General features: G+C 49.6%; 13 protein-coding genes. 10 read left to right on the forward strand and 3 right to left on the reverse strand.

Translation table 11 applies throughout. The features are described from left to right. Positions 1-123: 123 nt before the first annotated feature. Positions 124-1374, reverse strand: a complete 1251-nt coding sequence (icd, locus tag BSPA111_RS14585; protein ID WP_064547705.1) for an NADP-dependent isocitrate dehydrogenase — start codon at positions 1372-1374, stop codon at positions 124-126. Between the two features lie 133 nt (positions 1375-1507). Between icd and rluE the strand changes: the two genes are divergently transcribed. Then, complete coding sequence (gene rluE / locus BSPA111_RS14590) at positions 1508-2140, forward strand: 23S rRNA pseudouridine(2457) synthase RluE (RefSeq protein ID WP_183271863.1); 633 nt, start codon at positions 1508-1510, stop codon at positions 2138-2140. Here rluE and BSPA111_RS14595 read toward each other — a convergent pair. Beyond that, positions 2135-2632, reverse strand: a complete 498-nt coding sequence (locus BSPA111_RS14595) for a methylglyoxal synthase (protein ID WP_183271864.1) — start codon at positions 2630-2632, stop codon at positions 2135-2137. The two genes, rluE and BSPA111_RS14595, sit on opposite strands and share 6 nt — an antisense overlap. A 114-nt stretch (positions 2633-2746) precedes the next feature. Between BSPA111_RS14595 and BSPA111_RS14600 the strand changes: the two genes are divergently transcribed. The 9 genes from BSPA111_RS14600 to BSPA111_RS14640 all read left to right on the forward strand — a co-directional run bounded on the left by BSPA111_RS14600 (position 2747) and on the right by BSPA111_RS14640 (position 13054). Further along, on the forward strand, positions 2747-3196 hold the full coding sequence (locus tag BSPA111_RS14600) for an NUDIX hydrolase (protein WP_183271865.1): 450 nt from the start codon (positions 2747-2749) through the stop codon (positions 3194-3196). A 66-nt stretch (positions 3197-3262) separates the two neighbouring features. Next, positions 3263-4375 carry a tRNA 2-thiouridine(34) synthase MnmA gene (mnmA, locus tag BSPA111_RS14605; RefSeq protein ID WP_183271866.1) on the forward strand — a complete coding sequence of 371 codons (1113 nt, stop codon included), beginning with the start codon at positions 3263-3265 and terminating at the stop codon, positions 4373-4375. Between the two features lie 19 nt (positions 4376-4394). Further along, a complete protein-coding gene (hflD, locus tag BSPA111_RS14610; RefSeq protein WP_183271867.1) occupies positions 4395-5024 on the forward strand; it encodes a high frequency lysogenization protein HflD in 630 nt (209 codons plus the stop codon). Between the two features lie 20 nt (positions 5025-5044). Continuing rightward, complete coding sequence (gene purB / locus BSPA111_RS14615) at positions 5045-6415, forward strand: adenylosuccinate lyase (protein ID WP_183271868.1); 1371 nt, start codon at positions 5045-5047, stop codon at positions 6413-6415. 128 nt (positions 6416-6543) lie between these two features. Continuing rightward, on the forward strand, positions 6544-7215 hold the full coding sequence (gene phoP, locus BSPA111_RS14620; RefSeq protein WP_183271869.1) for a two-component system response regulator PhoP: 672 nt from the start codon (positions 6544-6546) through the stop codon (positions 7213-7215). Next, positions 7215-8678: a two-component system sensor histidine kinase PhoQ gene (phoQ, locus tag BSPA111_RS14625; RefSeq protein ID WP_183271990.1), complete on the forward strand. Its 1464-nt coding sequence runs from the start codon at positions 7215-7217 to the stop codon at positions 8676-8678. The genes phoP and phoQ overlap by 1 nt, the downstream gene beginning before the upstream one ends. A gap of 71 nt (positions 8679-8749) precedes the next feature. Beyond that, positions 8750-9871 (forward strand): cupin domain-containing protein, encoded by a 1122-nt coding sequence (locus BSPA111_RS14630; RefSeq protein ID WP_183271870.1) that lies wholly within the window; start codon positions 8750-8752, stop codon positions 9869-9871. Between the two features lie 406 nt (positions 9872-10277). Next, positions 10278-12257, forward strand: a complete 1980-nt coding sequence (locus tag BSPA111_RS14635) for an alkyl/aryl-sulfatase (RefSeq protein WP_183271871.1) — start codon at positions 10278-10280, stop codon at positions 12255-12257. Positions 12258-12613: 356 nt separating this feature from the next. Further along, complete coding sequence (locus BSPA111_RS14640; RefSeq protein WP_183271872.1) at positions 12614-13054, forward strand: hypothetical protein; 441 nt, start codon at positions 12614-12616, stop codon at positions 13052-13054. 124 nt (positions 13055-13178) lie between these two features. Here the strand turns inward: BSPA111_RS14640 and pepT are convergent, their stop codons facing one another. Next, entirely contained in the window at positions 13179-14405 is a 1227-nt protein-coding gene (gene pepT, locus BSPA111_RS14645) for a peptidase T (RefSeq protein WP_183271873.1), read from the reverse strand. Positions 14406-14505 lie beyond the last annotated feature (100 nt).

The raw sequence follows: 14505 nt of genomic DNA on the forward strand, positions 1-14505 counted from the left end.
TCTGCCAGTTTCTTTTTACTGCGTTGAACTATCTGAGTTTTAATAATTAAATCCGTTTTGCAAAAGTCTTTCATAAAAAACGGGAGCACCAGGCTCCCGCTTTAAAATCAGCAAAATCGCTAATTACATATGTTCGATCATCGCGTCGCCAAACTCAGAGCATTTCAGTAGTTTAGCGCCATCCATCAGACGTTCGAAATCGTAAGTTACAGTTTTCGCGTTAATCGCGCCTTCCATACCTTTAACAATTAAATCAGCCGCTTCGAACCATTCCATATGACGCAGCATCATTTCTGCGGACAGGATGATAGAACCTGGGTTCACTTTATCCTGGCCTGCATATTTCGGTGCTGTACCGTGGGTAGCTTCGAACAGTGCGCATTCGTCACCGATGTTAGCACCTGGTGCGATACCGATACCGCCAACCTGGGCTGCCAGGGCGTCAGAAATGTAGTCACCGTTCAGGTTCATACAAGCAATGACATCATATTCAGCAGGGCGCAGCAGGATCTGTTGCAGGAATGCATCAGCGATCACGTCTTTGACAACGATCTCTTTGCCGGTGTTAGGGTTTTTCAGTTTAACCCAAGGGCCGCCATCGATAAGCTCGCCACCAAACTCTTCACGCGCTAGCTGGTAGCCCCAGTCTTTGAAAGCACCTTCGGTGAATTTCATGATGTTGCCTTTGTGAACCAGCGTTACGGAATCACGGTCATTGGTGATTGCGTATTCGATGGCTGCACGAACCAGGCGTTTGGTGCCTTCTTCAGAACAAGGCTTGATGCCGATACCGCAATGTTCTGGGAAACGAATTTTCGTTACGCCCATTTCATCACGCAGGAATTTGATGACTTTTTCAGCTTCTGCGCTGTCAGCCTTCCACTCGATACCCGCATAAATATCTTCTGAGTTTTCACGGAAGATGACCATGTTGGTCAATTCTGGGTGTTTAACCGGGCTTGGCGTACCCTGGTAGTAACGCACCGGACGCAGGCAGACATACAGGTCAAGTTGCTGACGCAGAGCAACGTTCAGAGAACGAATACCGCCGCCAACTGGAGTCGTCAGTGGGCCTTTGATAGCAACGCGGTAGTCACGAATCAGATCCAGAGTTTCTTCTGGCAGCCAGACGTCCTGGCCATAAAGTTGGGTAGATTTTTCGCCGGTATAGATTTCCATCCAGGAAATTTTCCGCTCGCCTTTGTAGGCTTTCTGCACGGCGGCATCAACCACTTTGATCATCGCAGGCGTCACGTCCACACCGATACCATCACCTTCAATGAAAGGAATGATTGGGTTGTGAGGAACATTCAGTTTGCCATCTTGCAGGGTGATCTTTTTACCTTCCGCCGGAACAACTACTTTGCTTTCCATTAACCTCTCCTTCGAGCGCTTCTTTTTGTTAATGACTTGTAATGTGCGTGTCAATACTACTTGAATATCAGGCCCGCGCCAATCACTGGTGATTTCCGTTATAATGCGTTAATCCCTAACGTCTGAAAACACTATGAATAAAACTTCTTTTAGAAATCACCCAGTTGAACGATTCAGCACGCGACGTCCTGCCAAAAAAAAGCAGGATGTTGGACCGAAGCGGCTAGTTATCTTCAATAAACCCTACGATGTGCTACCGCAATTCACTGATGAAGCGGGTCGCAGCACGCTGAAAGATTACATACCGTTACAAGGAATTTACGCGGCGGGTCGCCTTGATCGCGATAGTGAAGGTTTGTTGGTGTTAACCAATGACGGTGTGTTACAGGCAAAACTGACGCAACCAGGCAAACGCACCGGTAAAGTCTATTTCGTGCAGGTTGAAGGTTCGCCAACGGAAGAAGCGCTGGAATCTTTACGCAAGGGCGTCACACTCAACGACGGCCCTACCCTGCCCGCTGGCGCGGAGCTGGTTGAAGAGCCTGAGTGGCTTTGGGCTCGAAATCCACCTATTCGAGAGCGCAAAGCTATCCCAACAAGTTGGCTGAAAATAACATTATATGAGGGACGAAACCGACAGGTGCGACGGATGACGGCGCATGTGGGTTATCCAACACTGCGCCTGATAAGGTTTGCTATGGGTAATCTGGAGCTTGCCGATTTGGCACCGGGTGAATGGCGGGAGATTCCGCTGGAATCGCTATAAAAGCTGCTGCGTATTAACGCCGTGTTGTGTGACGTGAGAGACCCGGCTGCTGAGGAACGCATCGCCATCCGGGACAGTAATTTCCAGTGCTTGTTCGAACAAAGATGAATGAATCAAGAAGTTTGCACTACACGCATTACTGGCAATGGGAATGTTCCAGGCTGTTGCCAGCCGCATTAATGCTTTGACGTCAGAGTGATGGGGTACGGCACTGAGCGGATCCCAGAAGAAAATAAGTACATCAATCTGGCCCGAGGCAATCAAATAACCAAGCTGTTGATCGCCCCTAATCGAGCCGCTCATTAACGCCAGAACGGACAAGCGTGTGTGGGTCTGCAACAGGTTCCCCGTTGTACCGGTTGCATAAATGATATGGTTGCTGAGCGCCATTTGATTATCAACGGCCCAGTTGAGAAGGTCAGGTTTGCAAGGATCGTGTGCCACTAAAGCGATACGTTTGCTCTGTGGCATAATGCGCGTGGTAAGTTGCATCGAAGTACCCTCGTGGAAAGTGCCAGACCTCACGAGTATATGTCACCTTAAAAAATGTGATCCATATCACTTTATAATGATCACGCTAACGATGTGTAAGGCAGGAGATTACTGATGTTTAAACCGCACGTTACCGTTGCTTGCGTGGTTCAGGCGCAAGGGAAATTTCTGGTCGTAGAAGAAACCATTAACGGCAAAGCGTTGTGGAATCAGCCCGCCGGGCATCTTGAAGCAGACGAAACGCTGGTTGAAGCCGCACGCCGTGAGCTGTATGAAGAAACCGGAATTCGCGCCGAGCCGCAGACGTTTATCCGCATGCACCAGTGGATAGCACCGGATAAAACACCTTTCTTGCGTTTCTTGTTCTCTATCGATCTTGAAGAACAACTCCCCACCACACCGCATGATAACGACATCGATCGTTGCTTATGGCTGGATCCGCAACAAATTGTTAACGCAGGAAATTTGCGCTCGCCTTTAGTTGCCGAAAGCATCCGCTGCTATCAACGCGCTGAACGATATCCGCTCAGCATGCTGGGTGCATTCAATTGGCCGTTTAGTTAGGGGTGCCAGCCCCGGTGATGCGTGATAGAATACGCCGCCTTTAAGTTCAATGTCGTGAGTTACTCCATGTCTGATAACAGCCAGAAAAAAGTGATCGTCGGGATGTCCGGCGGTGTCGATTCCTCCGTTTCCGCATACTTGTTGCAACAACAAGGTTACAAGGTGGAAGGCCTGTTCATGAAGAACTGGGAAGAGGACGATGGCGAGGAGTACTGCACCGCAGCCGCTGATTTGGCGGATGCGCAAGCCGTTTGCGATAAACTCGGCATTGAGCTGCACACCGTAAACTTTGCCGCAGAATACTGGGATAACGTGTTTGAACACTTCCTGGAAGAGTACAAAGCTGGGCGTACGCCAAACCCGGATATTCTGTGCAACAAAGAAATCAAATTTAAAGCCTTCCTCGAATTTGCCGCCGAAGATTTAGGTGCCGATTACATCGCCACCGGTCACTACGTGCGTCGCGATGATGTGGACGGTAAAAGTCGCCTGCTCCGTGGGTTAGACAGCAACAAAGATCAAAGCTACTTCCTCTATACGCTTGGACACGAGCAAATCGCGCAAAGCCTGTTCCCGGTCGGTGAGCTGGAAAAGCCTGAAGTGCGCCGTATTGCCGAAGAGTTGGATTTGGCAACCGCGAAGAAAAAAGACTCCACCGGAATCTGTTTTATCGGTGAGCGCAAATTCCGTGAATTCCTTGGCCGTTACCTGCCTGCGCAACCGGGTAAAATCGTCACAGTTGATGGCGAAACCATCGGCGAGCATCAGGGCCTGATGTACCACACGCTGGGTCAGCGTAAAGGTCTGGGCATCGGCGGTACCAAAGAAGGTAGCGAAGACCCATGGTATGTGGTCGATAAAGACGTTGAGAACAATATTCTGGTGGTCGCGCAAGGTCATGACCACCCGCGTTTGATGTCGGTTGGCCTGATTGCACAGCAGTTGCATTGGGTATCACGCGAAACGCTGACCGAGCCGTTGGCCTGTACCGTGAAAACCCGTTATCGCCAGACCGATCTTCCTTGCGTTATCACACCGTTGGATGCGGATCGCATTGAAGTTCGTTTTGAAGAACCCGTTGCCGCCGTCACCCCTGGTCAGTCTGCCGTGTTCTATCTCGGTGAAGTGTGCCTCGGTGGTGGTGTTATTGAGCAGCGTCTGCCGCTCGTTATTGAATAATAAGAGGACGGAACCCTTAGTGGCCAAAAATTACTATGACATCACTATCGCACTGGCCGGGATTTGCCAGTCTGCCCGTCTGGTTCAGCAATTGGCTCACCAGGGGCATTGCGATAATGATGCGCTTCATGTTTCGTTGAACAGTGTTATCGACCAAAACCCAGGCTCCACGCTGGACGTTTTTGGTGGCAACGAAGCAAACCTGAAACTTGGCCTCGAAACCTTGCTGGGCGTGTTGAATGCCAGCAATCGTCAGGGTCTGAATGCTGAGCTGACGCGCTACACGTTGAGCCTGATGGTGCTGGAACGTAAACTTCACGGCAGCAAAGGTGCGATGGATAAGCTCGGCTCAAGTATTTCCGGCTTACAACGCCAACTTGAACATTTTGATCTTGAGTCCGATACGCTTCTGAGCGCTATGGCAGGGATCTATGTTGATGTCATCAGCCCGCTTGGCCCACGTATTCAAGTCACCGGTTCCCCCGCAGTGCTTCAAAGCCCGCAGGTGCAAAGCAAGGTCCGCGCTTCGTTGCTGGCCGGTATTCGCGCCGCCGTGCTGTGGCACCAGGTGGGCGGTGGACGCTTGCAGTTAATGTTTTCTCGTAATCGCCTGTGTGCTCAGGCCAAACAAATTCTTGCTCATTGTTAACCTCTCTGGAGTTGTAACTTATGGAATTATCCTCACTGACCGCCGTTTCCCCCGTTGATGGACGTTACGGTGACAAAGTCAGCGCTCTGCGCGCTATTTTCAGCGAATTTGGTCTGCTGAAATTTCGCGTACAAGTCGAAGTACGTTGGCTTCAAAAATTGGCCACGCACACAGCGATCAAGGAAGTTCCTGCTTTTGACGCAGACGCAAACGGTTACCTTGATAAAATTGTTGCTGAATTCAGTGAAGAAGATGCAGCACGCATCAAGACCATTGAACGCACCACCAATCACGACGTAAAGGCCGTTGAGTATTTTCTGAAAGAAAAAGTGGCCGCCATTCCTGCCCTGCATGCGGTATCTGAATTCATTCACTTCGCCTGTACTTCAGAAGACATCAACAACCTGTCCCACGCTTTGATGCTGGAAACCGCCCGCAAAGATGTGGTACTGCCATACTGGCGTAAAGTGATTGACGCTGTGAAAGATCTGTCGGTTCAGTATCGCGACATTCCTCTGCTTTCTCGTACTCACGGCCAGCCTGCGACCCCATCGACCATGGGTAAAGAGATGGCGAACGTGGCTTACCGTATGGAACGCCAGTTCCGTCAGCTTGAGAAAGTGGACATTCTGGGCAAAATCAACGGCGCTGTCGGCAACTATAACGCCCACATTGCGGCTTACCCGGAAGTTGACTGGCACCAGTTCAGCGAGGAGTTCGTGACGTCTCTGGGCATCCAGTGGAACCCGTACACCACGCAAATCGAACCACACGATTACATCGCTGAATTGTTTGATTGCATTGCGCGTTTCAACACCATTCTGATCGACTTTGATCGTGATGTTTGGGGTTACATAGCCCTGAATCATTTCAAACAGAAAACCATCGCAGGCGAAATCGGTTCTTCTACCATGCCGCATAAAGTGAACCCAATTGACTTCGAAAACTCCGAAGGCAACCTGGGCCTGTCTAACGCGATGCTACAACACCTGGCGAGCAAACTGCCTGTTTCCCGCTGGCAGCGCGACCTGACTGACTCCACCGTGCTGCGTAACCTCGGTGTTGGCATTGGCTATGCGCTGATTGCGTACCAGTCCACTCTGAAAGGCGTGAGCAAACTGGAAGTGAACCGTGACCGTCTGCTGGCAGAGCTGGATCTCAACTGGGAAGTGTTGGCTGAGCCAATTCAGACCGTGATGCGTCGTTACGGTATTGAAAAGCCGTACGAGAAGCTGAAAGAACTGACGCGCGGTAAGCGTGTAGATGCCGAAGGCATGAAACAGTTTATCGACAGCCTCGAACTGCCAGAAGAAGAGAAAGTTCGTCTGAAACAGATGACCCCGGCTAACTATATTGGCCGCGCCATCACAATGGTTGATGAATTGAAATAACGCCTCCAACGCCACCCTCTGCGGTGGCGTTTTTACATTCCCGCCTGTTTACTCACGGTTTATGCCCTCTGGTCGATAATTAGCGTTAAACTATTTATGCCATTTATATTATGCACTGAGGAAATACGATGCGTGTTCTGGTTGTGGAAGATAATGCTCTGTTGCGTCACCACCTCAAGGTTCAGTTGCGTGAATCCGGTCATCAGGTTGATGCTGCTGAAGATGCCAAAGAAGCAGACTATTTTCTGAGTGAACATACCCCCGATATCGCCATTGTCGATTTAGGTTTACCCGATGAAGACGGCTTAAGTTTGATTCGCCGCTGGCGCAGCCACGATGTGACCCTCCCTATTCTGGTTCTCACCGCACGTGAAGGTTGGCAGGATAAAGTCGAAGTGCTGGGCGCGGGCGCTGATGATTACGTCACCAAACCCTTCCATCTGGAAGAAGTCGTTGCTCGCATGCAAGTTCTGATGCGCCGTAACAGCGGCCTGGCTTCCCAGGTCATTTCTCTCCCGCCATTCCAGGTGGATTTATCGCGACGTGAATTGCTTATCAACGACAATCTGATCAAGCTGACCGCTTTCGAATACACCATTATGGAAACGCTGATTCGCAACAATGGCAAAGTGGTGAGCAAGGATTCGTTGATGCTTCAACTCTATCCCGATGCTGAACTGCGCGAGAGCCACACCATCGACGTTTTAATGGGGCGCTTGCGTAAAAAGATTCTGGCTGAATATTCGCATGATGCTATCACCACAGTACGTGGTCAGGGCTACCGTTTCGATCTGCGCTAATCATGAAATTCATTCGGCATTTTTTACCGTTGTCCTTACGGGTCCGCTTCTTACTCGCGACTGCCGTCGTCGTCATGGTGCTGTCACTGGCCTATGGTGTTGTTGCTCTGGTGGGTTATAGCATCAGTTTTGATAAAACATCTTTCCGTTTATTGCGCGGGGAGAGCAACCTGTTTTATACCCTCGCGACCTACGAAAATGGTCGCATTAACGTTGTCCTGCCAGAAAACCTGAATCTGAAAACCCCGACCATGGCCCTCATCTACGATGACCAGGGTAAGCTGTTGTGGACACAACGTGACGTGCCGCACGTGGTGCAACAGATTAAAAAAGAGTGGCTTACCAGCAATGGTTTTCACGAGCTGGAAGCGAATTTTGATACCAGCCACGCCTTGCTCGCCAACGACGAAAAGCTACAAACCAGGCTTAAAGATTTTTATGATGGCGATTATAGCTATGATGTCAGTCACTCCGTTGCCGTAAATAAGTATCCAGCGGCGGGGAAAATGCCTGCTTTAACTATTGTGGTTGTCGACACGATCCCTATCGAATTAAAGCGTTCGTATACGGTCTGGAGCATGTTTACCTGTGTGTTCCTTGCCAATTTGTTGCTCGTCGTACCGTTACTTTGGTTCGCTGCACGCTGGAGTTTGCGCCCTATCGAACACCTTTCGAAAGAAGTGCGCGAGCTTGAAAAACACGACCGTGACAGTCTCAATCCCGAAACGACACGCGAGCTGACGAGCCTTGTGCGTAATCTTAATCGCCTGCTGCGTACCGAACGTGACCGCCATGACAAATACCGCACCACATTGACCGATTTAACACACAGTCTGAAAACGCCGCTGGCCGTCATGCAAACCACTCTGCGTTCATTGCGTACAGAAAAACAAAATATCGAAGAAGCGGAGCCGGTGATGCTTGAGCAAATCAGCCGTATTTCGCAGCAAATTGGTTACTACTTGCATCGCGCCAGTATGCGTGGCGACAGCCCGTTACTCAGTCGGGAACTTCATCCCGTGGCCCCGTTACTCGACAGCCTCTGCTCGGCGCTCAATAAGGTGTATCAGCGCAAAGGCGTTACCATCACGCTGGATATTTCGCCGGAAATCACCTTCATGGGTGAGAAGAATGATTTCATGGAAGTGATGGGGAACGTGCTGGATAACGCCTGTAAATATTGCCTTGAATTTGTTGAGATCTCCGGTCGCCAATTGGATGACACGCTGCATTTATTCGTTGATGACGACGGTCCGGGCATCCCTGAAAGTAAGCGCAGCCTGGTGTTTGACCGTGGTCAACGCGCTGATACCCTGCGGCCAGGTCAGGGCGTGGGTTTATCCGTCGCCCGTGAAATCGTGGAACAGTACGACGGTCAGATCCAAACCTCGAGCTGCGAACTGGGCGGCGCACGTATGGAAGTGATTTTTGGCCGTCAGCGTCCAGATAGGGAAGAAGATTGAAAATACTCCCGTAACCCGGTGCCCCATCCGTTATAATCCTCGGCAGGCTCCTTCACCTGCCGGATAATAATATGGACTATCAACTCGACCTAAACTGGCCCGATTTTATTGAGAACTACTGGCAAAAGCGCCCGGTGGTGTTAAAACGCGGCTTCAAAAACTTCATCGATCCCATTTCTCCAGATGAGCTCGCCGGCCTTGCGATGGAAAACGAGGTGGACAGCCGCCTGGTCAGCCATCACAACGGTAAATGGCAGGTCAGCCACGGCCCATTCCAGAGCTATGATCATCTGGGTGAAAACAACTGGTCTTTACTGGTCCAGGCGGTTAACCACTGGCATGAACAAAGTGCGCGATTAATGCGCCCGTTCCGTGCTCTGCCGGACTGGCGAATCGACGATCTGATGATCTCGTTCTCGGTGCCTGGCGGCGGCGTTGGCCCCCATTTCGATCAGTACGATGTGTTTATCATTCAGGGCGTTGGCCGCCGTCGCTGGCGTGTCGGGGAAAAAGTGGCCCTGAAACAACACTGCCCGCATCCTGATTTGCTGCAAGTTGAACCGTTCGACGCCATCATCGACGAAGAGCTGGAGCCGGGCGATATTGTTTATATTCCGCCAGGCTTCCCGCACGAAGGCTACTCGCTGGAAAACTCGATGAACTACTCCGTCGGTTTCCGCGCGCCAAGCGGCCGTGAGTTAATCAGCGGTTTTGCTGATTACGTGCTGCAACGCGAATTGGGCAGCCAACGTTATACCGACCCTGATGTGCCTGCGCGCCAGCATCCTGCGGATGTTCTGCCACAGGAAATGGACAGCCTGCGTAACATGATGCTGGAACTGATCAATCAGCCGGAGCATTTCAAAACCTGGTTTGGTGAGTTTGTTTCCCAGTCACGTCATGAACTGGACGTCGCACCGCCTGAGCCGCCATACCAGCCTGATGAGATTTACGACGCCCTGAAACAGGGTGACGCGATTACTCGTCTGGGTGGGCTACGCGTGCTGCGTATTGCCGATGAGATTTACGTGAACGGCGAGAAAATTGACAGCCCGCACCGTCCGGCCCTTGAAGCGCTGGCAAGCAATATCACCCTGAAAGCAGAAATGTTTGGTGACGCGTTAGAAGATCCATCATTCCTGGCGATGCTGGCCGCACTGGTCAACAGCGGGTACTGGTACTTCGAGGACTAATGTCCCTCTCCTGCCTTCTCAGCAAAAATTGACTGGTTGAGAAGGCGGGAATCTCTACCCAAACTAATTCGAGTTCCATCAAGGCGACCAAACGCGGCGTCTTCAGAATCGAGCTCAATCTGCGAGTCAAATTTTAGCTGAGATTCTCTAGCCACATAGTTCGATGATCCGTCACATCTGACCTCTCTCCTGTTAACTTTCTGCGTTCCTCCAAACAGCCTTAAGCCTACAAACGTTACATTTTAAATATTTTGTATCCACGACTGGCGAAATGTAACTCCTTGGTTATATTTAAAAAACGTTTCTGGCCTATGACAATTATTATCATTTGCATTAACGAATTATATCTCAAGGTAACTATTCGAAATACCTGAGTAGTTAGAGAGTTTTCACATAAGGATTACAAATGAGACTTAAGTTGATCGTCAAAAGTCTTGCTCTGGCAGGGCTAATCTCTACCACTGCACTCACACCGCTGTTTGCGCAGGAAGCAGCAAAACCAGCTACCGCTTCGACAAAGCAAGCTAACGATGCACTCTATAATCAGCTTCCTTTCTCTGATAACACTGATTTCACCAACGCCCACAAAGGCTTTATCGCTGCTTTACCTCAGGAAGTCATTAAGGGTGAACAAGGGAATGTCGTCTGGGATCCCCAACAATACGCTTTTATAAAAGAAGGGGAAAAAGCCCCTGACACAGTGAACCCAAGTCTGTGGCGTCAGTCCCAGCTCATCAACATCAGCGGTCTTTTCGAAGTCACAGACGGCGTTTACCAGATCCGTAACCTTGATTTATCCAATATGACCATCATTGAGGGTAAAGAAGGGATTACCGTCGTTGATCCGCTGGTTTCAGCTGAAACCGCAAAAGTTGGCATGGATTTGTACTTTAAAAACCGTGGCAAAAAACCTGTTGTCGCCGTCATTTACACCCACAGCCACGTTGACCATTACGGCGGCGTGCGTGGCGTTGTCGATGAAGCGGATGTGAAATCCGGTAAGGTAAAAGTTTATGCGCCAGCTGGCTTCATGGAAGCAGCGGTTGCTGAAAACATTATGGCCGGGAATGTCATGAGCCGCCGTGCCAGCTATATGTATGGCAACCTGCTGAAACCTGAAGCGACAGGACAGGTTGGTGCTGGTTTAGGCACCACAACGTCTGCGGGTACCGTTACGCTGATTGCGCCAACGAATATCATCGAAAAAGATGGTCAAAAAGAGGTCATTGATGGCCTGACTTATGACTTCATGCTGGCGCCAGGTTCTGAAGCCCCGTCTGAGATGCTGTGGTATATCGAAGAGAAAAAACTCATCGAAGCCGCAGAGGACGTGACCCATACCCTGCACAATACCTATTCGTTACGCGGTGCAAAAATCCGTGAACCGCTGCCATGGTCGAAATACATCAACGAAGCTATCGTTCGCTGGGGTGACAAAGCCGAAATTATTATGGCTCAGCACCACTGGCCAACCTGGGGTAACGATAATGTGGTTGGCCTGCTGAAGAGCCAGCGTGACCTGTATCGTTATATCAACGACCAGACCCTGCGTATGGCAAACGAAGGCCTGACCCGCGATGAAATTGCGGCAAACTTCAAACTGCCGGATAGCCTGGCGAAAACCTGGGCTAACCGTGGTTACTACGGTTCAGTCAGCCATGACGTGAAAGCGACCTATGTGCTGTACCTCGGCTGGTACGATGGCAACCCGGCAACCCTCGACGAACTACCACCAGAAGAAGCGGCGAAGAAATTTGTTGAGTACATGGGCGGTGCCGATGCGATTCTTCAGAAAGCGAAAACCGACTTTGATCAGGGTAATTACCGTTGGGTGGCGCAGGTTGTCAGTAAAGTGGTATTCGCCGATCCGAATAACCAGAATGCACGTAACCTTGAAGCGGATGCGCTTGAACAGTTGGGTTATCAGGCAGAGTCTGGCCCATGGCGTAACTTCTACCTGACCGGTGCTCAGGAGTTGCGTAATGGCGTGGTGAAAGGTCCAACGCCGAATACGGCAAGCCCGGATACCGTTCGTGCTATGACGCCTGAAATGTTCTTCGACTACCTTGCTGTTCACATCAACGGTGAAAAAGCAGGTAATGCTAAAGCGGTGTTTAATATCGATTTGGGCAATGATGGCGGCAAGTACAAGCTGGAGCTGGAAAACGGTGTACTGAACCACACCGCTAACGCCGAAGCGAAAGACGCCGACGCCACGATTACGCTGAACCGTGACACGCTGAATAAGATCATCCTGAAAGAAGAAACGCTGAAACAGGCTGAAGATAAAGGTGATGTGAAGGTAACCGGTAACGGTGCGAAGATGGACGAAATGTTGGGCTATATGGACAAGTTCGAGTTCTGGTTCAATATTGTGACACCATAAATAAACCCCCTGAGGCTTAAACACCTCAGGGGTATTTCCTTAGGTAATAATCAGCGCGTTACTCTTCTTCTTTCCCTTCATTTTATTCACAATAAAAACCAAGCTAAATACCATCATTATTTAATAGGAAGAATCTGGTTTATTAAAAATAAAATCAGCAACGTTTGATAAGTGTCTTATAAATTAAACAGTTAAAGAAAACTTTCACAACACAATAAAAGAACGACAAAGTTTTTTATTATATAAATAATGTTGTGATAAAAATTAACGAAGCACTTATGATCCTAGAAAAGTTGCATCAACAACTTCAAATACCATATCTGATCTCTCACATAGAGAGTCCACCAGGAATAAGTATGAAACTGATTAATCTCATTGGCATTTTTACTCTGACTTGTAGCATGTCATCTTTTGCTGAAACAGCCAGTTTTGAGCAGCGCCATGATGTTCGTGAGTCTGTTCGGGAAGGAAAACACGATGTTCGCGAAGGTAGTCGTGAATATCGTGTAGATAATAACACTGACATTGGCGATAACTCGAATGTAGACGAACGCCATGAAATTCGTGAAAAAGGCCGGGAAACTCATCACGATATACATGAAGCAAGTCGTGAGAATCGTATAGATAATGCGCCGCGATGGAATGGTAATAATGGTGAGCATCTAAAAAATATCGATGGAAACCACGACAGTCGGCAAAAAAATCGTAACAAAGACCAGACTAAACGAAATCATGACCGCAACAAAGACCAGAGCAAACGAAATCAAGAACGTAACAAAGATCAGAGTAAGCGTTAATAAAGACTGAATCGTAACTAAAGACAATTCTGGCGCTAAACTGACCGTCATTTTATCGATAATCTAATGCAACAAAGGGGCTCTCTGCCCCTTTGTTTTCTATCACCACCAGCACCCTGGTGACTCAGCTCTGCTTTGCCGTTAACTCAGCAATACGCACAATCACCGCCACCGCTTTTTCCATCCCTTCCAGCGTCACAAACTCGTGTTTGCCGTGATAGTTATAGCCGCCGGTGAACAGATTCGGGCAAGGCAAACCTTTAAATGACAGCTGCGCGCCGTCGGTGCCGCCACGAATCGGCTTCAGGATAGGTTCGATGTCGCAATCACGCATCGCCTGTTGCGCCACTTCCACAATGTAAGGATGCTCCGCGACTTTCTCGCGCATATTGTAGTAGCTGTCGTCGATAACCAGCTCGATGTAACAATCCGGGTGCAAGCCCTTGCCGACCTTCTTGGCGATATCCATCATTTTGCGTTTGCGGGCTTCAAACTGTTCGCGGTCGAAATCACGGATGATGTAGTGCATTTCTGCTTTATCGACCGAACCTTTCATGCTGTTCAGGTGGTAAAAACCTTCGTAGCCATCGGTACATTCAGGGCTTTCGTCAGCAGGCACTTCTGCATGAATGCGGGCTGCAAGTGACAACGCATTTACCATCACCCCTTTAGCAGAACCTGGGTGCACGTTGTTACCCACGATTTTGATCGTGACCGAGGCTGCGTTAAAGTTCTCGCACTCCAACTCACCCACACCACCGCCATCGACGGTGTATGCCCAACGGGCATCGAATGCGTCGACATCAAAATACTTCGCGCCTTTACCCACTTCTTCATCAGGGGTGAAAGCCACACGAATGTCACCGTGCGGGATTTTTTTCTCTTTCAGCACCGCCAGCGCGGTCATGATTTCAGCCACGCCGGCCTTATCATCAGCGCCAAGCAGCGTTTTGCCATCGGTGGTGATAAGCGTATGTCCGAGCAACTGATGCAGTACCGGGAACATCACCGGCGAGAGCACTTCATCGCCAATTCCCAGCGCGATATCACCACCACGATAGTTTTCTACAATTTGCGGATTGACATTTTTACCCGTGAAATCAGGCGCGGTATCCACATGAGAGATAAAACCAATTGGCGGGACTTTTTTGTCGACGGTAGACGGGAGTGTTCCCATGACGGTGCCATGTTCGCCCAGCGTAACATTCACCAAACCCATCTCTTCCATTTGCTCTTTCAGCAAGCGCAACAACTTCCGCTGCCCTTCAGTGCTGGGAACTTGCTTCACGCCAGATTTGGACTGGGTATCCAAAGAGACATAATGTAAGAAACGTTCAAGTAATTTATCCATGTCGCTACCCTCAATTTTTGTGACTTCATTATCAGTAAGCCACAAATGCAAATATTGCGTCAGGTCACTTTTAGCCTGCCTGAGATGAAAATAGTCACGA

The sequence above is a fragment of the Buttiauxella sp. A111 genome (assembly GCF_014189855.1).
Classification (GTDB): Bacteria; Pseudomonadota; Gammaproteobacteria; order Enterobacterales; family Enterobacteriaceae; genus Buttiauxella; species Buttiauxella selenatireducens.